The organism is Salinispirillum sp. LH 10-3-1 (assembly GCF_030643825.1).
Lineage (GTDB): Bacteria > Pseudomonadota > Gammaproteobacteria > Pseudomonadales > Natronospirillaceae > Salinispirillum.
Map to the genome: position 1 here is coordinate 3,293,491 of NZ_CP101717.1, position 25,502 is coordinate 3,318,992.

23 protein-coding genes are annotated in these 25,502 nt (G+C 54.4%); 10 read left to right on the forward strand and 13 right to left on the reverse strand.

What is annotated here, in order from left to right; all coding sequences use genetic code 11:
- Positions 1 to 8: 8 nt before the first annotated feature.
- Positions 9 to 1,010 (reverse strand): ABC transporter ATP-binding protein, encoded by a 1,002-nt coding sequence (locus NFC81_RS15180; protein WP_304995321.1) that lies wholly within the window; start codon positions 1,008 to 1,010, stop codon positions 9 to 11.
- Between the two features lie 267 nt (positions 1,011 to 1,277).
- Positions 1,278 to 1,793 (reverse strand): dihydrofolate reductase, encoded by a 516-nt coding sequence (locus NFC81_RS15185; RefSeq protein ID WP_304995322.1) that lies wholly within the window; start codon positions 1,791 to 1,793, stop codon positions 1,278 to 1,280.
- A gap of 73 nt (positions 1,794 to 1,866) precedes the next feature.
- On the opposite strand from NFC81_RS15185, the gene NFC81_RS15190 reads away from it, so the two are divergent.
- Positions 1,867 to 2,424: a hypoxanthine-guanine phosphoribosyltransferase gene (locus NFC81_RS15190; protein WP_304995323.1), complete on the forward strand. Its 558-nt coding sequence runs from the start codon at positions 1,867 to 1,869 to the stop codon at positions 2,422 to 2,424.
- 109 nt (positions 2,425 to 2,533) lie between these two features.
- Positions 2,534 to 4,642, forward strand: a complete 2,109-nt coding sequence (gene ppk1, locus NFC81_RS15195) for a polyphosphate kinase 1 (protein WP_304995324.1) — start codon at positions 2,534 to 2,536, stop codon at positions 4,640 to 4,642.
- On the opposite strand, the gene arfB is transcribed toward ppk1, so the two are convergent.
- Together arfB and NFC81_RS15205 are read right to left on the reverse strand one after the other, a co-directional pair.
- On the reverse strand, positions 4,643 to 5,056 hold the full coding sequence (arfB, locus tag NFC81_RS15200) for an alternative ribosome rescue aminoacyl-tRNA hydrolase ArfB (protein ID WP_304995325.1): 414 nt from the start codon (positions 5,054 to 5,056) through the stop codon (positions 4,643 to 4,645).
- Positions 5,057 to 5,071: 15 nt separating this feature from the next.
- A complete protein-coding gene (locus tag NFC81_RS15205) occupies positions 5,072 to 6,598 on the reverse strand; it encodes a Ppx/GppA phosphatase family protein (RefSeq protein WP_304995326.1) in 1,527 nt (508 codons plus the stop codon).
- Positions 6,599 to 6,772: 174 nt separating this feature from the next.
- Here NFC81_RS15205 and NFC81_RS15210 point away from each other — a divergent pair, with 174 nt between their 5' ends.
- Entirely contained in the window at positions 6,773 to 7,657 is an 885-nt protein-coding gene (locus NFC81_RS15210; RefSeq protein WP_304995327.1) for a TIGR01777 family oxidoreductase, read from the forward strand.
- A 161-nt stretch (positions 7,658 to 7,818) separates the two neighbouring features.
- Complete coding sequence (locus NFC81_RS15215) at positions 7,819 to 8,931, forward strand: serine hydrolase domain-containing protein (RefSeq protein ID WP_304995328.1); 1,113 nt, start codon at positions 7,819 to 7,821, stop codon at positions 8,929 to 8,931.
- A 2-nt stretch (positions 8,932 to 8,933) separates the two neighbouring features.
- Here the strand turns inward: NFC81_RS15215 and dtd are convergent, their stop codons facing one another.
- The 4 genes from dtd to pip all read right to left on the reverse strand — a co-directional run bounded on the left by dtd (position 8,934) and on the right by pip (position 13,225).
- A complete protein-coding gene (gene dtd, locus NFC81_RS15220) occupies positions 8,934 to 9,377 on the reverse strand; it encodes a D-aminoacyl-tRNA deacylase (protein WP_304995329.1) in 444 nt (147 codons plus the stop codon).
- A 23-nt stretch (positions 9,378 to 9,400) separates the two neighbouring features.
- Positions 9,401 to 10,000 carry a histidine phosphatase family protein gene (locus tag NFC81_RS15225; protein WP_304995330.1) on the reverse strand — a complete coding sequence of 200 codons (600 nt, stop codon included), beginning with the start codon at positions 9,998 to 10,000 and terminating at the stop codon, positions 9,401 to 9,403.
- Between the two features lie 162 nt (positions 10,001 to 10,162).
- Positions 10,163 to 12,253, reverse strand: coding sequence for a tRNA(Met) cytidine acetyltransferase TmcA domain-containing protein (locus NFC81_RS15230; RefSeq protein WP_304995331.1), 2,091 nt, complete (start codon positions 12,251 to 12,253; stop codon positions 10,163 to 10,165).
- A gap of 9 nt (positions 12,254 to 12,262) precedes the next feature.
- Positions 12,263 to 13,225: a prolyl aminopeptidase gene (gene pip / locus NFC81_RS15235; RefSeq protein WP_304995332.1), complete on the reverse strand. Its 963-nt coding sequence runs from the start codon at positions 13,223 to 13,225 to the stop codon at positions 12,263 to 12,265.
- 193 nt (positions 13,226 to 13,418) lie between these two features.
- Here pip and NFC81_RS15240 point away from each other — a divergent pair, with 193 nt between their 5' ends.
- The gene (locus tag NFC81_RS15240) at positions 13,419 to 14,408 is read left to right on the forward strand and encodes a glutathione S-transferase family protein (protein WP_304995333.1); all 990 of its coding nucleotides are present in this window, start codon (positions 13,419 to 13,421) and stop codon (positions 14,406 to 14,408) included.
- 153 nt (positions 14,409 to 14,561) lie between these two features.
- On the forward strand, positions 14,562 to 15,380 hold the full coding sequence (locus NFC81_RS15245; RefSeq protein ID WP_304995334.1) for a hypothetical protein: 819 nt from the start codon (positions 14,562 to 14,564) through the stop codon (positions 15,378 to 15,380).
- A 54-nt stretch (positions 15,381 to 15,434) separates the two neighbouring features.
- Here NFC81_RS15245 and NFC81_RS15250 read toward each other — a convergent pair whose 3' ends face one another.
- The 5 genes from NFC81_RS15250 to iadA all read right to left on the reverse strand — a co-directional run bounded on the left by NFC81_RS15250 (position 15,435) and on the right by iadA (position 21,631).
- The gene (locus tag NFC81_RS15250; protein ID WP_304995335.1) at positions 15,435 to 16,901 is read right to left on the reverse strand and encodes a hypothetical protein; all 1,467 of its coding nucleotides are present in this window, start codon (positions 16,899 to 16,901) and stop codon (positions 15,435 to 15,437) included.
- A gap of 313 nt (positions 16,902 to 17,214) precedes the next feature.
- Positions 17,215 to 18,387 (reverse strand): hypothetical protein, encoded by a 1,173-nt coding sequence (locus NFC81_RS15255; protein ID WP_304995336.1) that lies wholly within the window; start codon positions 18,385 to 18,387, stop codon positions 17,215 to 17,217.
- Positions 18,388 to 18,454: 67 nt separating this feature from the next.
- Entirely contained in the window at positions 18,455 to 19,342 is an 888-nt protein-coding gene (locus NFC81_RS15260) for an aspartoacylase (RefSeq protein ID WP_304995337.1), read from the reverse strand.
- A gap of 94 nt (positions 19,343 to 19,436) precedes the next feature.
- On the reverse strand, positions 19,437 to 20,366 hold the full coding sequence (locus tag NFC81_RS15265) for a 2-oxoglutarate and iron-dependent oxygenase domain-containing protein (RefSeq protein WP_304995338.1): 930 nt from the start codon (positions 20,364 to 20,366) through the stop codon (positions 19,437 to 19,439).
- Positions 20,367 to 20,455: 89 nt separating this feature from the next.
- Complete coding sequence (iadA, locus tag NFC81_RS15270) at positions 20,456 to 21,631, reverse strand: beta-aspartyl-peptidase (RefSeq protein WP_304995339.1); 1,176 nt, start codon at positions 21,629 to 21,631, stop codon at positions 20,456 to 20,458.
- A gap of 450 nt (positions 21,632 to 22,081) precedes the next feature.
- On the opposite strand from iadA, the gene NFC81_RS15275 reads away from it, so the two are divergent.
- The 4 genes from NFC81_RS15275 to NFC81_RS15290 all read left to right on the forward strand — a co-directional run bounded on the left by NFC81_RS15275 (position 22,082) and on the right by NFC81_RS15290 (position 25,182).
- Complete coding sequence (locus tag NFC81_RS15275; protein WP_304995340.1) at positions 22,082 to 22,855, forward strand: ATP-binding cassette domain-containing protein; 774 nt, start codon at positions 22,082 to 22,084, stop codon at positions 22,853 to 22,855.
- A gap of 19 nt (positions 22,856 to 22,874) precedes the next feature.
- Entirely contained in the window at positions 22,875 to 23,639 is a 765-nt protein-coding gene (locus NFC81_RS15280) for a transporter substrate-binding domain-containing protein (RefSeq protein ID WP_304995341.1), read from the forward strand.
- 86 nt (positions 23,640 to 23,725) lie between these two features.
- Positions 23,726 to 24,478 carry an ABC transporter permease gene (locus NFC81_RS15285; RefSeq protein ID WP_304995342.1) on the forward strand — a complete coding sequence of 251 codons (753 nt, stop codon included), beginning with the start codon at positions 23,726 to 23,728 and terminating at the stop codon, positions 24,476 to 24,478.
- Positions 24,475 to 25,182, forward strand: a complete 708-nt coding sequence (locus tag NFC81_RS15290) for an ABC transporter permease (protein ID WP_304995343.1) — start codon at positions 24,475 to 24,477, stop codon at positions 25,180 to 25,182. Before NFC81_RS15285 ends, NFC81_RS15290 begins: the two co-directional genes overlap by 4 nt.
- The last annotated feature ends 320 nt before the right edge of the window (positions 25,183 to 25,502 follow it).

The following is a 25,502-nucleotide window of genomic DNA, read 5'->3' on the forward strand; positions in this document are numbered from 1 at the left end:
GAGGGTCGTCATGCCATGACCTCCTTAGGTTGCGGTTGCACCTGGCCAGCAGGAATAAAGCAGCGCACCTTTTGCCCATCGGCCAGCTCCACCATCGGTGGTGCTTGGGTGCGACAGATGTCTTGCGCATGCGGGCAACGGGTACAAAAACGGCAACCGGTTGGCAGCGCCATCGGCGACGGCACGTTGCCTGGAATGGAGTTCAGCCGCGGACGATCTTCATCTAGCCGCGGAATGGACTGCATCAACCCCCAGGTGTAGGGGTGCTGCGGGTTATCAAAAAGCTGCAACACGGTCGCGTCTTCAACCACCTGCCCGGCGTACATCACCACCACACGGTCTGCCAGCTCAGCCACCACACCCAGATCGTGTGTGATCAGGATAACGGCAGCCTCGGTTTCCGTGGTCAACGCCTTCATCAGCTCAAGGATCTGTGCCTGCACCGTCACGTCCAGTGCTGTTGTCGGCTCATCAGCAATCAATACCCGTGGATTGCAGCTCAAAGCGATCGCGATCATCACTCGTTGGCGCATGCCGCCGGATAACTGATGCGGATATTCTTTCAACATGGCTTCGGCACGCGCAAAACCCACCTTTTGTAGCAAGGCAATGGCTTGCATGCGAGCTTCCTGGCGCGGGATTTTTTTGTGGTAGACCAGCACTTCGATGATCTGTTCACCGATGGTTAACACAGGGTTCAACGACGTCATGGGCTCTTGGAAGATCATCGCGATCTCCGCACCACGAATGCCGAACATACGGTCTTCGGGCAACGACACCAAATCCACGCCTGCCAATCGCACTTCACCTTCGGCGATACGGCATCCGGGTTTGGGCAATAGGCCCATAATGGAGAGGGAGGTCATGCTTTTGCCTGAGCCGGACTCGCCGACAATGGCTAGCGTTTCGCCTTTATCAACACTGAGGTTAACGTCGTCCACTATTCTAATGGCGCGCGACCCTACAGTGACTTCGGTACTGAGATGTTTTATTTCAAGTAATCTGGCCATGATAAGTCCGACTTATAGTATTTCTTGTGATCTTTTTCGGAGTAGGTGACACCCTTGTCGAGCGATACCTTAGCCAGAACTGGGCCAACTGGTAAAGCATTGTCGTAAAGTTTTCGCTACTTAAATCACAAATTTCGATTTACGGTGGCTTAGGCAAGGGAATGTAACGGCTGAACAGGGTGATTATTAACTGACGGTCACATTTGGCGGGCAGGGCGCCCCGGTTGGCGCGCCCCGAATTAAGGCATTTTGCGTGGCGAGTGCACGCTAAGCGCGCATCGCATTGCGCTCATACACCACGAAGCTGTAGGCATAGGGGTTAGGCCCCTCCGCAGCGAAGTCTTCACGACTTTTCTCACGAAAAGCATTCCACGCCACCATCGGAAAGTGCGCATCACCCTCAACGTCAGCGTGCACATGGGTGACATAGAGGCGATCAGCATCGGGTAAGGCCAGTTCGTAGATCTGCGCGCCACCCATCACAATCACCTCGTCCACCCCATTGATTAAGGCGACGGCTTCGGCCTGTTCATAGGCTTCCGCCAGCGTAGTCACGCCGACCACACCGTCCGGCAAACCATCAGGGCTGCGCGTTAATACGATATTGGTACGTCCCGGCAGCGGCTTCCCGATCGAGTCGAAGGTCTTTCGCCCCATTATCACTGGCTTGCCCAGCGTCACGGCTTTGAAATATTTTAAGTCGTTGGGCAAATACCATGGCAATTTATTGTCTCGCCCGATGACTCTATTTCGCGCCTGCGCCCAAATTAATGCTTTTCGCATCCTTCTTCCCTTGTACTTTGTGGTCAGGTTCAGGATTATACGCCGGTCACGAGTTTTATCTATTGGACGAGCTATGCAACCTCTTTTGAATGAGATCACCCAGGTCTATGAGCAAGCTGACGAACTCTACTCGCCAGCCGACATCCATACGGCCATTGATCGTATGGCCGAGCAGATCAATGCTGAAATGGCCGACGCCAACCCGGTGGTCTACTCGGTCATGAACGGCGCCTTGGTGCTGACCGGCCACCTGGTCACCCGGCTGAATTTTCCTATGGAAATCAGCTACTTACATGCCACGCGCTACCGCAACGAAACGCAAGGCAGTTCGCTGGACTGGCGTGCCTTTCCACAGCAGGACGTAAAAGACCGCAGCGTGTTGATTGTGGACGACATCTATGACGAAGGCGGCACTTTGGCTGCAATCGTCGACCATTGTGTTGCCGGTGGGGCGAAAGAAGTGCGGGTGGCCGTGCTCGTCAACAAAACACACAACCGCAAAGTACGCCCTAACATGAAAATCGACTACATCGGCATGGAGTGCGTGGACCGCTATGTGTTTGGTTTCGGCATGGACTACAAAGGGTACTGGCGCAATGCACCGGGCATCTACGCCGTTAAGGGGTTGTAGGGCGGGGGCTTTTATGTGTACGGGATACCCGCCGTGGCGGGTGTAAACACCCGCCCTACAGCCCCTTTAGAACACCACGCATCAAACCGTCATCTTTGGCGTGCTATGATTGAAGGAACTGAACTGTACGGGTATTAATCCCGAGGAAACCATGAGCGATATTGGCGCCGAGCACTTTTTTAACCGTGAACTCAGTCTGCTGGCCTTCCATCAGCGGGTACTCAGTCAGGCCAAGGTGGAGCATCTCCCTCTTCTGGAGCGCCTCCGGTTTCTGTGTATTTCGGCGTCCAATATCGATGAGTTCTTTGAGGTCCGCGTCGGCGGGCTCAAAGAGCGCCTTGAAGCGGGCATCCACACCACAGGGCCCGACAACCTCGGCCCCGCAGAGACGCTGGAGTTAATCAATCACCGCGCGCACGAGCTCGTCACCACCCAGTATCAGCTACTGAACGACCAACTGCTGCCACTGTTGCATACAGCAGGCGTGCATTTGTTGAAGCGATCCGCATGGAGCAAGGCACAAAAACAATGGTTGCACGCACAATTTGAAGACGAAGTGCTGCCATTGTTGTCGCCCATGGGGCTGGACCCAGCGCATCCGTTTCCGCGCATCCTGAACAAAAGCCTGAACTTCATTGTGCAGCTGGAAGGTAAAGACGCCTTCGGTCGTAACAGTGGTATGGCCATTGTACCCGTGCCGCGCGGCCTCCCCGATATGATCCGCTTACCCAACGAACTGATGCCCGATGGCGGCTCTGGCTTTGTATTTGTCTCGTCCATCATTCACGAATTCATTGATGACCTCTTTTACGGCATCACACCGGTCGGCTGTTATCAATTTCGCGTTACCCGCAACTCCGAGCTCTTTGTTGATGAAGAAGAATCGGGAGACTTACGCCGGGCCATCGAAGGCGAGCTGGTATACCGCCAGTACGGCGATGAAGTAAGGCTGGAAGTAGCAGAGAACTGCCCAGATGTGTTAGTCAATTTTCTGCTGAAGCAGTTTGAAATGACCGCCGCCGACCTCTATCGCGTCGACGGCCCGGTCAATTTGAACCGCCTGAATCACATCATTGAATTGGCTGAGCGCGCCGACTTGGAATTCCCTACTTTCAATTCAAACGCGCCGCGTGCGGTACAAAAGAAAGAAAGCCTGTTCGAGGTCATTCGTAAGCAAGACTTGTTGCTGCATCACCCGTTCGACTCGTTTCGCACAGTGGTGGAGTTTTTACGTCAAGCCGCCAAAGACCCGCAAGTACTGGCGATCAAACAAACGCTATACCGAACCGGCCCAAACTCCGTCATCGTCGATGCTTTGGTGACGGCAGCAAAAGCAGGCAAAGAAGTCACCGTGATCATCGAGCTGCGCGCCCGCTTCGATGAGGAAGCCAACGTAGCCCTCTCCGCCAAGTTACAAGATGTTGGCATTCATGTGGTGTACGGCGTGGTGGGCTATAAAACACACGCCAAAATGCTGCTGATTGCACGCCGTGAAAACGGCATACTGCGGAACTATGTTCACCTCGGTACCGGCAACTACCACACCCGCACGTCACGCATTTACACCGACTACGGTCTACTGACCGCAAACGAGGCCGTAGGCGATGACGTCTACCGCATCTTCCTGCAGCTCACCAGCCTTGGTAAGGTTGCCAAGATGGAGCATCTGCTCCATGCGCCCTTCACCCTGCATAAAGGCATGATGAAGCGCATCGAGCAGGAAATCATCCATGCCCGAGATGGCAAACCAGCGCGTATCGTGGCGAAAATGAATTCACTGTACGAAGAGCATTTGGTGCGCAAGCTCTACGAAGCCTCGCAAGCCGGTGTGGAGATTGATCTGATAGTGCGCGGTGTTTGCCAGCTGCGGCCCGGTGTGCCCGGTATTTCCGATCGCATTCGTGTCCGCTCGGTGGTCGGCCGTTTTCTGGAGCACACGCGGGTCTATGTCTTCCATAACAACGGCGACCCGGAAGTCTGGGCCGCCAGCGCCGACTGGATGGAGCGCAACATGTTCCACCGCGTCGAAACCGGCTTCCCCATCCTCTATAAGCGTCTGAAAGAAAAAGTGATGCGCGAACTGGACTACTACTTACAAGACAACTGCGAGGCGTGGGTGCTGGAAAGTGACGGGGAATATTACTTACAGGCCCCGCCTGAAGGAGAAGTGCGCTTTTCGGCACAAGAAAAACTGCTGGAAACCTTAACGCGCTCCTAGCTACATGTCGACCTTACCACGCAGCGCCTTAGTCTGACCGTGCTTGGTTTTTTTGTCTACCCGCCGCCGCTGAGACCCTTTCGTTGGGCGCGTCGGGCGGCGCGCTTTGACAGGGCGCACGGCTTCTAGAATTAAATCTTTTAAGCGCTTTAATGCGTCTTCTTTGTTCAGCTCTAGAGTACGGTATTGCTGCGCTTTTATGACCACCACACCCTCGTTAGTGATGCGCTGATCAGCCAGTTGCAGCAGGCATTCTTTGTACCACAGCGGCAAACTTGAACGACGGATGTCAAACCGCAGATGCACCGCCGAGGCAACCTTATTGACGTTTTGGCCACCGGCACCCTGAGCACGAATCTGGGTGATCTCGATTTCCCAATCGGCGAGGCTGACGTTATTCGATAGTTCAAGCATAATGTTTATGAGAAATCAGTCTGGGCCACAACTCAGGTCGTAGCCGATGGCTTTCAGGTACTGCGCCTCTGTACTGAGGTCTGCCTGCAGCAATGGCTGCTGAGCAAAACCATCAGGCTGCAAGGTCAGGGTGATCTTTTTCTTTTGTGCCTGCAATTGCACCGTTACGTCAGGCTGGTCAGCCCGTGCCCGATGCAGAATGACGGCGAGACGCAAGATGACCGATAAACGCTGAATGGCTTTATCGATCGTCTCTTTGTCTTTCTGCGCCTTATAGGTTTTGGCCGGAAATTTCTTGCGCTGACTCAAGACCAAGAACGCCAGAATCTGCTGTTCCTGCTGCGAGAATCCGGCCATATCGCTGTATTCACAGATATAGGCGCTGTGCTTATGAAAGTTGGCATGCGCAATGTCGAGCCCGACCTCCAGCAAGAAAGCACTCCAACGCAGGTAACGGGCTGCTTCTTCCGGGTTTAAAACCCACTCTTCACTGACTTGCTGCATCAGATCGACAGCGGTTTTGGCAACACGCTCGGCCTGTTCAATGTCGACATGAAAGCGTTGCGCCAACTGGCGTACGCTGTGCTCTCGAATGTCTTTGTCACCGTACCGCCCGACCAAATCGTACAACAACCCTTCGCGCAAGGCCCCTTGTGAAGCCTCCATTGAGGTTAACTTCAGGCTTTCAAACAACGCCCGTAATACAATCACGCCGCCCAAGAAAACGGGCTCACGGTCGGCCGACAAGCCGGGCAGCTCCAACCCTTCAGCGCTGCCATGCGCTTCATACGCCGCACAAATGTGCTCTAAGCCCGTCAAGGTTATGCCCGTGGTGCTCCAACCATTGGCCTGACACACTTTCAAGGCGGTTTTTATGGTGCCGCTGGCCCCGACTTCATGCTCCCAAGTGTATCGTCGCAAGGTGCGTAATATGGGATCAATCTCCTGCAAGCACGACAAGACAGCTTCGCGTATCGCCTTACCCGTCACCCGGTGCTCGGGGAAAAAGCGTCGCGTAATGGCCACGCATCCCATACCCAGGCTGTCTTTAAAATCAATGGTGAACTGCCGACCGATAATAATCTCGGTACTGCCCCCGCCGATGTCCACCACCAAACGCGTGCCTTCCTGTCCAGCCAAGCTGTGTGCTACACCGTCATAAATCAAACGCGCTTCTTCGGCACCGGAAATAATATCTATCGGGTGCCCCAAGGCTTCTTCCGCCGCCACCAAGAACGCCTCAGTGTCACTGGCCGAGCGCAAGGTCTTGGTGCCGACACAGCGGACTGAACCGGACGGCAAATGACTCAAGCGTTCGCCGAAACGACGCAGACAGGCCAAGGCCCGCGCCTTCGCTTCATCGTCCAGACTACCGTCATCCCCCAAGCCAAAGCCTAGGCGAACAGACTCCTTTAACCGATCCAAGATACGCAGTTCACCGTCTTCTTGGCGGGCCACTACCATATGAAAGGAGTTGGAGCCGAGGTCGATGGCCGCAAATTCGTTGGGGACTTTGCGAAACAAGTCGCTGATGGTAAACATGGCGTACCCTGATGCTGAAGTTGACTGCTGTGCTCCTGTCAGAATAACAGACCACCATGACAGATACACGAATCACCGACCCGCAACGGCAATAGCATCACCCTTTGTTCTGCAATGGTCTACACTCGGCAGATGCTCGTAATGATCCATTAACACAGTCAGCAGGGATAACGTATGCGCATATTGATTACTGGCGGCAGTGGCTTTCTCGGGCAAGCACTGGCCAAAGACCTACAGCAGCACGGGCACGACGTCGTCATCCTGAGTCGGCAGCCGGAACAACAAGCGCGACGGGCTACCGATACAGCAGCCCTCTGGGTTGGATCGCTGGACGACATCAAGGAGCCCGTCGAAGCCGTGGTCAATCTGACCGGTGCCAACCTGTTTGCCTTACCCTGGACCGAAGGGCGCAAGGCGACGTTGTGGCAAAGCCGGGTAACGCTGACCGAGCAGCTCGTGGCGTGGATGCTAAAACAACCCGTACCACCCCATACACTGTTGTCGGGTTCCGCCATTGGTTTCTACGGTGACGCGGGCGATCAACCGCTCACCGAAGACAGCCCCGTCGGCAGTGATTGGGCCGCCAGCATGGTCGCCGCTTGGGAACGCGCCACTGAGCCCGCGGCGCAAGCCGGCATTCGTACCTTGAATTTGCGCACGGGCTTGGTACTGGGCAATGGCGGCTTGCTCAAGCCGTTGTTGCCGCTGTTCAAGGCGGGGTTAGGCGGTTCTCTCGGCAACGGGCAGTTTTGGTACAGCTGGATTCATCTCGACGACTGGGTAGCGGCGGTGGTGGCCTTGCTGGGCACCCCGGAGGCCAAGGGGCCCTATAACCTGACGGCACCCCATCCAGTGCGCTACCGCGAATTTGCCGATACGCTCGGGGCGACCCTGCATCGGCCAGTGTGGCTGACACCACCCGCATGGGTTCTGAAACCCTTGTTGGGACAACGGGCGGCCCTGATGCTGAGCAGTACACGGGCCTTACCGCACAACCTTACGACGTCGGGTTTTCAGTGGCAGTACGATAATCTGCAAGAGGCTTTAGAGAATCTTTGAGCATGGCGGTTAATGGCGGGTGTAACCACCCGCCTTAGGGTTCTGCGCGAATTAATCATTCGGCCAGAGGACTGGTCTCCTACGGGAGGTTAAACACTCGCCACCCCCGGACCCCTTGTGGCATCATCAACACCATCTTTCCGTACGGTTGAACGAACATCATGTTGGGTTATCGCGCAGTAATAGCAGTTTGTGGTTGGGCTCTGGTCGCCTTTTTGGCCGGTTGCTCAAAACCACCGCTGGCGTGTGGCGATCCGGCGAACGATGAAGACTGCGCGGCCGCCATGCAGCAGCGCTTGGCTGACGCACGAGTGCCCGGTGTCAGCGTGGCCGTTATTCAAAATTTTCGCTTGGTCGAACAATGGAGTCTTGGCGTGTTGGCCGAGGACGACAGTCGACCGGTGACCCTGACCACGCCCTTCCAAGCTGGCGATCTGAGCATGCCCGTGACGGCCCTAGGCGCCTTGGTGTGGCTGGAGCAGTCCGGGGGGCATCTGGATCAAACCATTAATGACACCCTACGCCATTGGCGTATTCCCGATGAAAGCGGCTGGGGCGGCGACCAAGTGACTGTACGCCACCTGCTTAGCCACAGCAGTGGCCTCAGTCCCAGTGGTTTTCGTGGCTACCCTGTTGGCTCTTCGTTGCCAACTTGGCTAGAAATGCTGAACGGCACCGGGGCGGCCAATTCCGATCGCGTGCGGTTAACCAGCGCGCCAGGGGAAAACTGCAACTACACCGCAGCAGGCTACGAAGTACTGTCGTATTGGCTTGAACAGCAAGCACAAATGTCTTTCGCTGGTTGGCAAAACAGTGCGGTGTTTACGCCTTTGAACATTCCCGCCCGTTATCAACTGATTGGCCTGCCACCACCCGCCGCCGGGCATGATTGGCGCGGCGCTACGCTTGACGGTGGTTACCGGCGCTACGCCGAACAAGCGGCACTTGGCCTATGGGCCACGCCAACGGATCTGTCTCGGGTATTACTCGAGGTCATGGCCTCAGCACGTGGCCAAGGGCGCATCATTACCGACCCCAGCATCAGCAGCGCCATGTTGACCACCCAGGGTTGTGCCTGGGGCCTCGGCTGGGTCATCGACCGCAAGGGCACCGAAACGGAATTTTCTAAACGCGGCGGTACCGCCGGTTATCGTACCTACATGGTAGGGCAGGTGCGTAGTGGTAATGGTTTGGTGATAATGACCAACGGCGATCGGGGGGATCGCATCATTGATGCCATCGCAGCGGCGGTGCGCGCCAATTACAACTGGTGAGGTTAGCTGTTTACTTCCAGCAAAAAGGTGACGGGGCCATCATTCACCAGACTGACCGTCATGTGGGCGCCAAACTGACCGGTCGCAACGGGCTGATACTGTGTTGCGGCGTAGTCCACCAGCCAATTAAATAGCCGCTCGGCGTCGTCGGGTGCGGCGGCGGTAGAAAAGCCCGGTCGATTGCCTTGGCGGGTATCGGCGGCCAGGGTGAACTGCGAAACCAACAAAAGCCCACCCGCCACATCGCGCACACTGCGGTTCATCCGGCCTTGGTCGTCGCCAAACACCCGATAATTCAACAAGCGCTCGATCATCCGGCGTGCAGTAGCTTCGGTGTCGTTCGGCTCAATACCCACCAACACCAGCAAACCGTGCTCGATGGCACCGACCGTTGCATTGTCCACGACGACGGACGCCGATGACACGCGCTGCAGCAAAGCTTTCATAGAGACAGGGCTTTCATCCGGTGCTAAAGGTCTTCCAACACCCGAAACACGCGCTGTTCGTTGTTGCGCAATTCGATGATGTGCTCATGCGCGTGCATCAATTCAAACATATCTTCTTTCGGCAGACGCAAGTACTGACCGCGAATGGCGCGACTGGTCCACTGATGCGTGACCGCCACGATGACGCCGTTCTGGCGCTGCGCGGTTTCCATCCACTGTGCCACACGGCTGCATAGCACGGGGTAACTTTCACCGTTCGGGTAGTCGAAGAACCAACGGTTCAGCTCACGCTCACGCCATTGTTCAGGATGCTGTTCGGCGATTTCGGCGTCGGTCAGACCCTGCCAGTCACCAAAATCCATTTCTTGCAATAACGGAGTGGTTTGCACCCGTTCGTGCGCGATACCCAGCTCTTCGGCGATGATCGCCGCCGTACGACGCGAACGCCCAGCTGGACTGGTCACCAGCGTGATGCTCTTTTCGCCTTCCAGCAGTGTTTTTAAGGTTTTACCCATGGCCCGCGACTGCGCGATGCCCTTTTCCGTCAGGGATGAATCACCGCGACCCTGACGACGATTTTCTGTATTCCAGATGGTTTCGCCGTGGCGAACAAGATAAATCATACCGATACCTCTAATGGCCCAATCGCGCGCTCATCGGCGGCGATTCACCCTGCTGATACACTGTCGAAACGCCGACAAAAATATGTCCCGACGCTCGGGCAAGCTACAATCGACCCGTCTTTTACCATAACGCCGAACGCCGCGCCAGCGCCTTAGATCGCCTCAGAGACCGGCGAACAGCGTTCTGAGGCGAGCCAATAAGGCTTTCTGACTCGCACCACCGCAGCGTTGCTGGACCTCCACCCAGGGCACACCGTGCCACAATAAATACAATGCCGCGTTGCGCTCGTCGGTCGGCCAATCGCGCAGATCACCAAGCTGCTCAGCCTGCCACAATACACGCAGAAGCGCAGGTCGGGCAGCTCCGATTGGCTGTTGACTGGCGCACCAATGAGCCACCCGCGCCTGTTCGGCAGCGGAGAGTCTAGGCAACGGCAATACCCGTAACAAGGACCACAGCAATTCATCGCTGAACGCCACCGCATATTCGCGTTGCTCCGGTAGCCAGCGTGCCAAAGTCTGTTCGGCCATATCCGCCCACTCGGCAACCGCGGGTTGCAGGGGGTACACCGACAAGGCAGAGCGCGCACCGCTGGCGGCGTCTTCCTGCAAGCCAATGCGCACTAAGCGCCAGTGTGTTGGTGCGCTGTGCCCTTCTTTATGCCGCTCTTTATTGTGCCACTCTTTATTGTGCCAAAAACACAGAAGCTCCTCAGTCAGGCCATAGCTGGTGGCAACGTAATCGAGTCCAGCCGTCTGCGCGTGGCTCACCACACGCTCCACCAGCCGCTGCCCCCAACCTTGTCGGACCTTGTCTGGATGCACCACCAAACGCCAAATGCGCACGCCATGCCATAGCCCAGCCGCTTGGTGTCCCAATTGGCCAAGCACACATTGCTTGGCCTGCTGTCCGGCCGGACGCCGCTCGCCGCGCCATACCGCTTCGGCTAGGGGTTCCGGCAAGGGCGGTTCATCCAAAGTCAGACACAAACCCACCAATTGATCGCCTTGCCACAGCGCCAGTTGCTGCACACAGGGATCGTCTAAGGCTTGGCGAACATCATCCGGACGGGTTTGATAATGGGCCGCTGTCAGCAATGCCGCCCATTGCGCACGCAACCGAGCGTCGTCCAGCAACTGTTGCACCGGTAGGGGTGCAATGTGGGCAGCGGGCGCGTGCGTCGTAGCATCTGCCGTAGGCCACTGCTGCGTTAACATTAGGGCGGCATTCAGTTGCTGAGCGACCGGGTCATTGGCTTGCCAGCGCATCGGATACTGCAAACTTTGCTCTACCGTGCCGCCGCGCTGACGCCGCAGCCACGGCAGAAAACGCAAGCGAAAGCCTTGTCCGCTGCCTTCATAACCGTCCGTCGTGGTCGCAAATACGCGCCAGCGCGCCTGCTTCGCCAACAAGCGCAGGCGCGGCAAACCCAACATGGCCGCTTCATCCACCAACAGCACAGCATTGGCGGGTATCGAAGGCGGCAAGGTATCCCATGTACAAAGGTTGATGCGGGCGCGCCGCGCATCAGCCTCCGTAAAGTCGGTGATCCATTGATCCAGATAGCTCTGTAGCAGTGCCTCATGCACCGCCAACGGCGCCACCAATACCACCTCGTGTGTCAAGGCACTGTGCAAGGCAGCGCGCGCCAAGGCCATACTCTTACCGTGACCGCGCCCGGCGGTTAGCAACAGATGATGATGCTTCGACAGCGGCAATTGGCAGATAGCCTCAACTACCGCTTGTTGCGCTGCCAGCGCTTGTGGGTCAACCACCCGCGCGGCACTCGGCAATTGCGGCAGCCACTCAGGCGGCACGGCAGCGGAGTTAGGCGAACTGTCGGGCGTACACCAGTGCGCGCCATGGGCACGCATCTGGTCAAGCCAAAAGGGAAAAAGCTGCGAAGACGGGGTGTCTGGATGGTCTGTCCATGCATAGCGTTCAGCCCAGTCCGACTCCGGTGCCAGTAAGATGACCAGCACCCCACCCGCCCTCAGCGTACCGCTGACGGCACTGAGATGATTTGTATGCCAACCAGCACGCCAGTCCAACACCACGGCGTCAAAACTCTGGCCCAACACACGATGCACCTGACGCGCAGATATGCTGGTGAACCCCGGCAGCTGCAGTCCCAAAGCCAGCCCTTGGCGACCGGCCAGAAACTGACACTGCTGCTCTGTCCACGCCTCGGGGCCACAGAGCAACAGCGTGTGGCGTGGCGGCAACTCCCCAGCGGATACAGCGCTCATCATAGAGGTCGGTTAAGCGCTGCGATCCGGCACACCCAGCAGGTGCGCCATTTCATCGGTGGCGCGCAGCAGGGCATCGGCTATGGCCGGGTCGTGCGCAGAATGCCCACCTTCGCGAATGATTTCCAAACGCGCTTCGGGCCAATGCTGTTTCAGCGTCCACGCGTTGTCCATCGGGCATATCATGTCGTAACGGCCATGCACCAAGATGGCGGGCAAATGTTGAATGCTGGATAAGTCTTCCAGCAGTTGATTGGGCCGCATAAAGCAGTCGTGCACAAAATAGTGCGCGGAAATACGCGCCATCGACAATGCCGTGTGTGGGTTGATCAAACCGGCAACGGTTTTCGGGCTGGGCTTTAAGGTCGCAATCAAACCTTCCCACGCCGCCCATGCCTTGGCCAGACGCAGAGCTTCCAACTCGTCGGTGCCGGTCAGCTTGGTGTGATAAGCCTGCAAAAGAGGGCGGGCATTATCCACGGCGGCGCTGAACTTTTGCCAATGTTCCGGAAATATACGCCCTGCCGAGCCACCGTAAAGCCAATCCATTTCTTCTTGGCGACCCAAGAAAATACCGCGCAAGATAAAACCCAACACCACGTTTGGGTATTGCTCACCGTAGAGCAACGCCAGGGTCGACCCCCAAGAGCCGCCAAACAGCACCCACTGATCTATCCCAAGGTGCTGACGTATTAACTCCAGATCCGCCACTAAATGCTGCGGCGTGTTATGGTCTAAGCTGCCATGAGGGGTTGAACGACCGCAGCCGCGCTGATCGGTCTGAATGATGCGATACTGGCGTGGGTCAAAAAAGCCTCGGTCACGGTCACCACTGCCTGAGCCGGGCCCGCCATGCAGCACCAATACCGGTATGCCGTCCGGGTTACCGCTTTCAGCGACCCAGACCTGGTGACCGTCGCCGACCGGCAAATGATGGCTACGATAGGGCTGAATATCGGGGTGGTAATAACGCATGATGCATCTCTACTCAGGGAGTCACCCTACTATAGCTGCTTTGCTTGAACGCCACAAAGCCGCAACAGGTTCATTTTTTTTGAAGAGCGCGTTCAGATACTTCCACTTTTATGCTGATGACGATCCATCATAATAGTGTCATGCAATTCATAGGTCGGGTTTTAACGGTTCCGGCCACAGAGGAGAAACAGACATGGGTTTACTGGTCGAAGGTCAATGGCACGACGAATGGTACGACACCAGCAAAAGCGGCGGCAAATTCGTGCGCGAAGACGCGCAGTTTCGCTCTTGGATTACTGCCGATGGCAGTGCCGGGCCGAGCGGTGAAGACGGCTTTAAGGCCGAGTCTGGCCGGTATCACCTGTACGTTTCCATGGCATGCCCCTGGGCGCACCGCACACTGATTTTTCGCCAACTGAAAGGCTTGGAAAAGCACATCTCCGTCTCCGCCGTGCACCCCGATATGCTGAGCAACGGCTGGGAATTCTCTGGGCCAGAGCTGGACTCTCCTACGCCGGTAGGCGACGACCTGTTCGGCTATGACTTCCTGCATCAGGTGTACACCCGCACGCAGTCAGACTACAGCGGCCGCGTGACTGTGCCGGTACTGTGGGACAAACAACGCAATACCATCGTCAGCAACGAATCGGCGGAGATCATCCGCATGCTGAACAGCGCGTTCAATGAGCTGACCGGCAACACCTTGGACTTCTACCCCGAAGCCTTGCGCGCCGAGATCGACGCCATCAACGAACGGGTTTACCACAACGTCAACAACGGCGTGTACAAGTCAGGTTTTGCGACCACGCAAGCCGCTTATGAAGAAGCCTTCACGGCGTTGTTCGACAGCCTAGAATGGCTCGACGGTTTGTTGGGTGAACGACGTTATTTAGCCGGCGCACAGATCACCGAAGCCGACTGGCGTTTGTTTACTACCCTAGTACGGTTCGACGCCGTGTACGTGGGCCACTTCAAATGCAACCTGCACCGCATTGCGGACTACCCGAACCTGAGTGAGTACTTACGTGAGCTGTATCAACAGCCGGGCGTGGCCGCAACAACGGATCTGACGCACATTAAGCGGCACTATTACTACAGTCACGACACTATCAACCCCACACGTGTGGTGCCTAAAGGCCCGGCGCTGGGATTGGATCGACCGCATCGGCGCGGGGCGCTGTAAGGTAACCTTTTCCATAAGGCTGACGCCGACGTTGCTGTCGTAGTAGGCCGATTCATCGGCAGTCTGCCAGTATCGGATCATAGGTCAAAATTGCTTAATGTTTGCACAGCACCCGCCGATAACCTGATGGCATAGACTACAAGGAGAACACCCATGGAGATCAATAGCCCATTAGGATTGCTGAACAGCGCCGATTTGCGCGATGTTACTCAGCAGGCCAATACGCAACTCAGTGGTATTGCTGTTAGAAAGGATCACCCCGTAGCACAGGCTGCAAGCACGGGTAGCAACCCGGCGCCATCAGTCGTGTATCATGGCAATGACCCGAGCCTTCCACCTGTAGGAATGGACCTCGGCAGCTATGACAATATGCGAATCTATAAAGAAATCAGTTCGCTGGGGCGGTCTGAAACTTCAGCCGAAAAAAGCGCACGCAACACTGAAGCAATGTCAACATATGGCCAAGCTACATATAAAATTGCCGAGGTCAAACGCCAATTCGATATGGCCTTGCACTCCGTACAGCGTGAGCAACCTAGCCTGATTGCGAAGAAGTGGGATTTTACGCTTGAAAAGGATGGTTCGATTAAAGTGCTTGATCTGCGTAACCAACTCACACAGACAGAAAAAGGCTTGTTGACCCAAGCGTTAAATGAACCCGGCATGAAAGAGGCCATGGCTGAATTTGCAGACACACTTATTCGTGCAATGGAATTAGAGCGCGGTCCTGTGGGCATAAAAGGTTCACTAGGACAGTATGACCTGAATCTAGAAAACTTTGGCGACATAATTCATATGCGCCAGATATTGGACGACCCTATCACTGGGCGTTTTCGTCTTGCCTATGAGCAGATGACCGATAAGAGCAACTTTGAAATGCTTTACTACTCCGTCTCTCTACACACTATCAGTAATCAGTTGCAGACTCGGGCTGAATCCATTCATACACCCAAAATGCTTCAAATACGTTAGCAATAAGCAGGGGCCAGATTATTTTTCTTATAGGTCTGGCCCCTACATAAGCTTCTAACCAAGCGATAGAAGCGTTTGTTTGCAAACATGACCCAAAGTCACATATGGAACTTGATCCCCGCCCACACCCACGTGATCCTCTGGAAAGGCCGCCGGGACGTCTATCCACCACCGCCCAACATAATAACTAGTTCGCCACGTTTGTGTTTTACCATTAACAAGTATTCCATGAGTAACTTCTGAAGCCCCAACTGGGTCACAGTCTGGCAGTACAATCAATCCTTCCGCCACACCATTTGAATCAGTCCTGACTGTCTGGGTTCTGAAGCCGAAAGAAGAAGGCGATTCAGTTTTGAATTCAATATCCACTCCAGCCAAAGGTACCCCGCTTGAATCCTTAATCCTAGCCTTCCAGCGCAGCTCATTGTGCACCTGAGTGACCAAATATGGAGAAGTAAATCCAAAGTTGATTCTCGCTAAGTTCTCGGTCGTCCAAGCATCGACTTGATCTATAGAGTCAATCGTTGAACCTAGGTGCAGATAATACCAATGACCAGACCATGCAACACTTGGGTTCTGTCTCACACGGGCATAGAAACGCTGACTCGGCGAAAGCCCGGAAATGCGATATGCAGAATTGGCACTCAAGCCTTGCCAGCTAGATCCATCGAAGTACTCCAGCAGCCACTGTCCGGTATTCAACGCATCTTCTAGCTCTAAGCTTATATTTTGGCCGCGTAACGACTCAAAGTAGTAATAATCCACATCATTAGGATTATCTATGTTGCCTGGCACGCTATTACGTCCGTCAGGTAACCCGGTTGCATCTAGGAATGTATCGTTAGGCTCGTAGGGGTCAACATTGGTGTTTACTGCTGCGCCGAACACCACGGTACCCCCATCTCCGCTGTGTGCCGGCATCCACATGTAATAGTGCCCTGGTTCAGTGAACGCCAGCACTGAATCTTGAGTGCCACTGCTTTGGGAAATACCATGGCTACTGAAATTGCCAAATCCATCATCCTCCAAGACTTCCAGCGACATCTGGCGATTGGCATTCTGCTGCAAAATGAAAAACTCCGTACGACTTCGGTCATTTATCGCAAAGTAAACACAATAATTTTGACCCGCCACTGGGGTAAGATTATAAGCAGTGTTTATATTCAACTCAGTACAAACAGGCGTGTAGCTTGAGCTTACTGCTTGATTACGAGCGCTCAGAATTGAAGACTCAGCATCATCCGTATTTGGAGTCATACTTGAAGTGTCCGGGGTCGAAAATTCTCTTGGCGGCCTACTGCTTTCCACTTGCTCGATAGTCACCGTTCCACTGGTAATAATAAGCTCATCCATCGTTAGATTACGTTTCTTCTCGGCCACTCTGTTAAAAGTGACCGAAGATAATGGCGTTACATTTCCTCCATCGATTAAATCCACCATCCCGTTTTCTTTTTTGCTTTCTGGGTTACACCCAGCAATCATCAGTGCACATAAAATTGGTAATGCAATGTGTTTTCGCATTTTCCTTTCCCTCAATTTCAATTGAATTAGGTTTCCTTAAGCAAATGAATTGCTTTGCAGGTACATTTCAAACCCATGCAAGGCAAAAATAGCAGGGATATCATATAGCATAAAATTTTTATTTATGGTTCACCGGGTATAACACGTCTACTTTTTAATGAACAAGCATTGAACACGGCAAACGAATATTTCTTCAATATCTGTCAAGTCAGAGAGGATAACTCGATGGGGGCCTTGCTGAACAGCTTTACTTATCAATAAGCATTCTCAATAGGTTGAAATGAAGGGCGCTGAAAGCAGCGCCTTTCATTTATCATTCCTCAAGGAAGGAGTGCATAAAGCGGATCAGATTTTCATAGCCAGTGTCCCAATCGCTTGCTATGGCAGAAAGATAAAACGCCTCAGGGTTGTGCGGGCTTAATTGGGCAAATGCTTCCCGATCAAAATCACCGATGGCACGCTGCATAGTGTGTGCTCCCAGTGACACAGCAGACTGATAAAAGGATGCCATCGCTACTTCGTTAACTGTGATACGCGAAGGGTTAACTTGATCCGTGGTTATACCAATATCCCTAAGCACCCCATCATGTGTGGTATTTAATTTAAACCGCAGATCAGAAGATGAATACAGACTTTGATTTACCTCAATTTGGTTGATAAAAGCGTCTACATCGCTTTGCCGTAAAGCCTGATCGGTATTGAAGGAATTAATCATGGCATCCAGGCTTTCCATAATCGGCGCTAAACCTTCCCACGCTGCTTGAGAGATATCACCCTGAGTCTCCATGGTAAAGGTTAACGAGCGAGACATGCCTGTGCGTGGATCCTCATGACCTGAGTAACCTGTAGCTTCGTTAATGAATTCGTCTATAGATAGTTTGATATTGATGGTACCGCCATCGACCGTTTGTAGGCTGAAGCTGATCTCTGGCATGTGGTAATAACGGCTTAGTGTTGTACTGTCTCTATATACAATACCCTCATCGGAGAATACTTCCATCCCATGAACATCACCCATTTCCACACGTGAGCGCAAAGTCAGGCTCTCTACATCGCCATCGTACGCACCCAGCAGGGCCAGACTCTGGCTAAGATTAATGTCGCGTTTGGCACCGAGTTCCAGAAGGCTTTCCAAGCTGCCCGATGAGTTGACGGGCTGGTCGTTCACCTTGGCTTCAACCATGGTTCGACGCAAATCGAGGTCCGGGTTAGCCGCAATGGATGGGATGTCTTGCCTGACCATCACACCCGGCTGCGGTTTAAAGTTGAGCACGGTAGGCTTAGGTTCGGGTGGCGGCTCCGGCGGGGCGATGGTTACAACAACACCGCTGCGTTTACTGTTGGCCGACCCACGCAATTTTTCAACGGCAGCCGAGTGTTCAGCACCTTCCAATACTCGGCCTGAATGTTGAGCATCCTGCGCTCTAAGTCTTTCTGTCCCTTCTTTGGCTATGCCGGCAAAGGCACCGTAGTAGTGGTCCATCATCCTTATCTACCTCCATTAAGCACTTTCACTGCTTCAATAGAGGTTGTCGGCGCTTATTGGTTAAGCTTTAACGAGGCCGCTTTAAGGTAATCTTGTCCATCAGGCTGACGCCGATGTTGCGGTCGTAATACGCCGCTTCATTGACGAAGGCGAGGTAGTGCGTGCGCGCCCCTTCGAACAATACGTCCTTGCCATCGAAGGTGACAAACAGCGGGTCGCCGGGGTTGATCGGTTGGTAGTCCTGATCCTGTACGTTCGGGTGCACCATGCCCCAACGGCGGCCGTCGCTGCTTTCGGGCAATTTAACGATGTCGACGAATTGGTAGGCTTCAAACTGCTCGGGCAGCTCGGGAATGTCATCGCGGTTCACGCAGTCGATGTAGTCGAGCGCGTGCAAGGTAGCGCGGCGCGTCAGGTCGTACACATCGGCGCGCAGCAGGCCTTGCGGCGTGGCACCCACTTCAATCAATAAGCCGTTTTGCCGCCCAAGGCTGGCCAGAAAGTAGTCGTCGAGGCGGTTTTTAGGCTCGTAAAACAACACGGCTTCCGGCATGTGTTGTTTGATGTAGAACGCCATGCCAATCAGCAGGGGAGAGTCTTCCGAAATAACCAGCGTTAACCCCATGTTGGCGGTGGTGGTGTGGAGGTCGATGACGAAATCCACCCGCGGGTCTTCTTTCGGGCCTAACAAATGGTTAATCGCCTTGGCGCGGCTTTGCTCGTAGTTGGTCAAGGCGTGGTCGTTCAAGTCTTCCAAGGCAAACTGGCGGTTCAGGTCCTGATCCAAATAGCGCTTCATCACCCGATTGGCTTGCGGATTGGCAAACAGCAATTCGGTGGCAAAGGAGCCCCGCATCACTTCTTCCGGGCGTGACTGCCAATACTGCACCAAATGAACACCGGTGATTTCATTGCCGTGCGTACCGCCAACAATGGCGACCTGCTGGATGGACATGATGAGCCTCTTGTTTGGGTTGTGGGCGTGCGGCGGGTGTAAACACACCGCACTACGGTGCAGAGAGCTGCGCTCCTACGATAAACAGCCTGCCTTATTTCAGCAAGCCTATCTCGCGCAGACGCTCTTCCAAGTATTCATTGGCGGTAATGGGCGGGTAGCGCTTTGGGTTCTCTGGCGTTACGCATTCCGGTAGGGCATCCAGCGAAACATCCGGATTAGGGTGCAAAAAGAAGGGGATAGAATACCGGCTTTGGCGCGCCGCTTCGCCTTCTGGATTGACTACACGGTGCGTGGTGCTGGGCAATACGTGATTGGTTAAGCGTTGCAGCATATCGCCAATGTTCACAATGATGGTGCCCGGAATGATGGAGATGGGCACCCATTCGCCACGTTGACTGAGCACTTCCAGGCCGCTCTGACGGGAGCCGACCAACAAGGTAATCAGGTTGATGTCTTCGTGCGCCGCCGCTCGGACGCTGCGGGTGCCTTCGTCGATGACGGGCGGATAATGCAGCGGCCGTAAGATGCTGTTGCCGCTGTCGACCTTGTCGTCAAAGTAGTTTTCGTCTTGACCGAGGTACAAGGCCAACGCCCGCAATACGTCGCGACCCAAGTTATCCAAGGCATCGTACAGCTTTAATAGAACGGCCTTAAATTCCGGCAGTTCTTCCGGCCAGGCATTCGGCAACAATTGCGGAAAGCGCGGAGTACCGTCCACTTCACGTCCGACGTGCCAGAATTCTTTCAGATCAACATGGGCCGCGCCCTTGGCGACTTCCACACCGAGCGGTGTGTAGCCGCGCGCACCACCGTACGAGCTTTTATAGCGCAGTTTGGTCGCTTCCGGCAGGGCAAAAAAACGCTCCGACACGGCTAAGGCTTCAGTAATTAACTCGGGCGCAATGCCGTGCCCGGTAATACCCGCAAACCCCCACTCCGCGTAGGCATCGCCCAGTTCTTGCACGAAATCGTGGCGATCGGTGTGAAAGCGATTAATGTCGAGCGTCGGTATCTGCGTCATAGGGTTTTTCCAATAGCGGTCACTGAGTTAATGGAGACGTCTTGGTGCACTGGAGGCGCATGTTAACGCCGCCCGTACAAGCGCAGTTTTTAAACGACCTCAGTCGGCCAGCGGCGCACAACTCCACGGGTAATGGTGCCCAGCACCTGATGATCTTTCGACCACAGCAGCAAGTCGGCATCTACCCCGGATTTTAACCGACCTTTGTGCCACAAGCCCAGCGCATTCGCGGGGTTGAGTGTGGCGGTTTGCAACATACTGGAAAAGTTCAGGCCTACGTCTGAGCAGCCTCGGCGAATAGCGTCAGCCATGCTGTCCAAGCGCCCCATGTCGACGCGCACGAAACGACCTTGCGCATCAAACTCGGGCAAGCTGGCATAGGCATCACTGGAAATAGTGAGCTGACTGATGGACACCCCAGCCGCCAGTGCGCGGGCGACTGCGTCAGGGCTGTCGATATCGCCGTCGGCCAACAGGCTTTCGTTGTTACTGGCGGTGAAGTCGATCATGCCGCCGCCTTTAGCGAACACAAAACCCTGCTTTAATAAGGCTTCATGGCGGTTGATGTGTGTGGGGTAGAAATGGCTCAGTTTTACCGGGTAGCGTTCGGCCGCTTCGTGCAGGGTGCGTAAGCCAGAATCGTGGTCGCCAACGTGAATACTCAGTACGCCTTTCTTGCCAGACAACATGGCGCCAACGCGCACTTCGGCGGCCAGCCGTGCCAATTCTTCCACCGAGGGGTGGCTGCCTCGGTGGTCCGCAATGGCCAATTCGCCCACGCCGATGACGTCGGGAATATAGGCAATATCGGTCTGTACACTGCCGGTCAGAGTTTTGATCGGTAAGTGGTAGCTGCCAGAATAGATGTAGGCGCTAACCCCTTGGCTTTGCAGATAGCGAGCATGCCCCAGCATATCGGCGTGGGTGCGATGAATGGCATCGGTGCCCAGCGCGCCGGTGACGGTGGTGACACCGCTGGTCCAGGCGTCTTCGGCCGGCATAAAGGGCATACGTGTACTGTAACCGCCTTCGCCACCACCACCGGTGATGTGGGTTAAGGAATCAACCAAACCAGGGGTTACAGGTAAGCCGCTGGCGTCCAATTCAACCAAATCAGGAATGCCGGACACGGCAATACCTTGGCCCATGGATACGACCCGCCCGGCCAGCACCAATATGTCCAAACGCCCCATGCGTTCGGGGGCATAGACATCGGCATTGCGTAGAAGCAGATTACCGGACTCCGTGGATGTACTCACACTCATGCTATCTCCTGTCATACGCAGGTCGCGTATACTATTATGCGTACTGGCGGTGCTGTTCTTAAAAGAGAAGTGTGCTTAACCGCCAGTGACTTTTTTTATCAGTGACACAACATACCAGTTTGAAAAATTTTTTCGTGCGCAAAACTCACGAAATTCTTCAAATTTGCGACAGACACCTGCACATTTCTGGCTCGGTGGTTGCATTAGCACTGGTTTGAAACAAAGATAAGCGCCAAGATGCGCTAAACAAGCACAAAAAAATTCTAAAACAGGGGTTGTCTACCTGAGCTGGCGGTAAGCCGATGCTCACCGACCTCGTAGGGATGGCGCAAAAGGAATAGATCGCGTTACGCACGCTCCAACAGTGAATCTCTGTACACCGAGACGGTCATTGGAGTTCACGCGCCCACCTGTTTTGAAGAATTCTGGCCTATAAACAGTGGAGTATCCATGTCAACACAACAGCCCCCATTGGTGGTGAAAGACGTTCACAAGTCTTTCGGCGACCAAGAGGTACTGAAAGGTATCTCATTAACAGCCCACAAGGGCGATGTGATTTCGTTAATCGGCTCATCCGGTTCTGGTAAAAGTACTTTTCTGCGCTGCATCAATTTGCTGGAAATCCCTACTTCCGGTGAAATTCAGGTACACGGCGACCCCATCGAATTCAAAGTACAGCGCGGCGGTGAGCGCGTACCGGCTAATATGAAGCAGGTACAGATGATGCGCGCGCGTTTAGCTATGGTGTTTCAAAACTTTAACCTGTGGTCACACATGACGGTACTCGACAATGTGATCGAAGCGCCGCGTCGTGTACTGGGTCTGAAGAAAGACGAAGCTGTTGCTCGCGGTGAAGCCCTGCTGGAAAAAGTTGGCCTGTCGCACCGTAAAGATGCCTACCCAGTACAAATGTCAGGCGGTCAGCAGCAGCGTGCTGCCATCGCGCGTGCGTTGGCTATGGACCCAGAAGTGCTGTTATTCGACGAGCCGACGTCCGCACTGGACCCTGAGCTGGTCGGTGAGGTACTGCAAGTTATGCGCGATTTGGCCGAAGAAGGCCGCACCATGATCGTGGTCACGCACGAAATGTCGTTCGCGCGTGACGTTTCCAATAAGGTGCTGTTCCTGCATCAAGGCCAGATTGAAGAGCAAGGCGACCCGAAAGTGGTTTTCGCCAACCCTGAATCTGAGCGTCTGAAACAATTCCTGAAGCCTAAATACTAAGCGAACCTGGAGGCATAGCATGAATAAAATGATCTTGCCCTTGGCCGCTTTATGCGGCGCGCTTGCCTTGTTGACCGGCTGTGGTGATCGCGGCGAAAAGGTACGTATTGCTGTTGATGTGCCCTACGAACCCTTTCAGTACACCACGCCCGACGGCGAACTGACCGGCTTTGAAATCGAATTGGGTAATGCGGTGTGCGCTGAGATGCGTTTGAACTGCGAATGGGTCATTCAGTCCTGGGATGGCATCATTCCTGGCCTGTTATCGCGCAAGTACGACGTCATCTTTTCTTCCATGAGTATCAACGCTGAACGTGCCCGCCAGGTGCTGTTTTCCGAGCCTTACTACACCACGCCCAGTGGTTGGTTTGTGCGCGAAAACTACAACCTGAACCTGAGCAACATGTCAGGCGTTCGTATCGGCGTCCAGCGCGGCACCATTCAGGATACCTATGTAACCGAAATGCACAGCAATACGGCCCAAATCCGCCGCTATGCAAACGCTGACGACTTGGCATTGGATCTCGCTGGCGATCGTATTGATGCGGTGTTTTTAGATGTGCCTGTCGGCGTGCAAACCATCCTGAACCGTCCGGGCTTTCGCCAGTTCGGTGATAATGTGACGGAGCCAACATCCATCTTTGGTCAGGGTGTTGGTGCGGCTTTTCGCCAAAACGACACGGAACTCGCCAACACCTTCAATGAAGGCTTACGCCGAGTAAAAGCCAACGGTACTTACAAGCGCATTATGGATCGTTATTTCGACTTCGACATTATGCTTTAAATCGAACGACAACCTCACACTATCCCGTGAGGTTTTTGTGAATGGTTGGGCCGCGCACCGCTAGCGCGGCGACAAAAGGTGTCTTTATGACTAGACAAGAAATGATCGAATGCCAAGCCTTTATGGAAAGCATTGGGCTTGGCATGCAGGGTTACGGCTGTAACATCATGACCGGGGCAGTGATGACCATTCAGTTGGCATTCCTGTCCTTGGCCCTCGCCTTGATCCTGGGCCTGATGACGGCCTCCGCTAAATTGTCGCGCAGCAAGACTGCGCGCGGCATCGCAATGACCTACACCACTGTCATTCGTGGTGTTCCTGACCTCGTATTGATGCTGTTGATCTTCTACGGCGGCCAAATTGGCCTGAACAACTTGTTGTATGTGATTGGCTCTCGTATCGGCCAGCCCAACTTGTTCGTGGAAATTCACCAGTTCACGGCGGGCGTGGTGACCATCGGCTTCATCTTTGGGGCTTACATGGGCGAAAGTTTCCGCGGCGCTTTTCTGGCCGTACCAAAAGGGCAGATTGAAGCGGGCCAAGCCTATGGCATGAATCGCAGCCAGGTATTCACCCGCATCTTGCTACCGCAAATGGTACGCCACGCACTGCCGAGTCTGGGTAACAACTGGATGGTATTGTTGAAAACGACCGCACTGGTGTCCATCATCGGCTTGCAAGACATGGTACTGATCGCCTCGCGAGCTTCGCGCCAATTGAATGAGCCCTTTGCCTTCTTCTTACCCGTCGCCATCATTTACTTGCTGCTCACAGCGGTATCGGAAATTGGCATCAAGGCCTTGAACAAGCGTTTCAGTCGGGGAGTAATATCATCATGATTGAGATTCTAGATTATTTTCTGGCTGACAACTTTGTCCTGAACACTCAGACCATCCTACACTATTGGGATGGCTTGGTCATGACGGTACAACTGGTGTTTCTGGCCTTGCTGATCGGCTTGATTCTGGCCGTGCCCTTGGCAATTGGACGTACCAGCAAGAGATGGTGGATATCCACGCCGATCTGGTGCTACACCTACGTCTTCCGCGGTACGCCGCTGCTGATTCAGCTGTACATCATCTACTACGGTGTGACCTTCATTGATGGCATCCAAGACTCGCCGTTCTGGTTTATCTTCCGTGAAGCCTATGTCCCCTTGTTGATTGCTTTTGTATTGAATACGGCGGCCTACACCACCGAAATTCTGCGCGGCGCGATCAAACAAACGCCACACGGCGAGATTGAAGCGGCACAAGCTTACGGCTTTACGCCATGGCAGGTGATGTCACGCATCAAGTTGCCGAGCGCACTGCGTCGTGCCTTGCCCGCGTACAGCAATGAAGTGATTTTTATGCTGCACGCTAGCTCGATTGCCAGCGTAGTGACCATCATCGACCTAACCGGTGCCGCACGCGATATCTTCTCGCGTTACTACACACCGTTCACCGCCTTCTTGTTTGTGGCGGCAATCTATTTGGTACTGACGTTTGCACTGGTGTACGCATTTAAACGCTTAGAGCGCCGTTACCTAGCGCATTTGTAGCGACCTCAAGCACAAAAAAGCCGCGCCCCCATATACGGTGGCGCGGCTTTTTTATTTAAACGCGTGCACCAGCATCGGCGGGCCGTGACGCCGGCAAGCGCTATGCTAGGCCCACGCCATTCACTGATGGCTAAATCGAGAAAGTTGCATTACATACTCCTGCTACCGGGCATTATTTTAATTGTTGTTGGTCACCACACACGGATACCTGTAACCGCTTACATCATCAGTGACGATAAAGGCCTTTGCTCAGACATAAGTGCCTACGGATAAAGGCACTTATTGTGTGTTTTATGATCTATATTACCCATTATTGATCG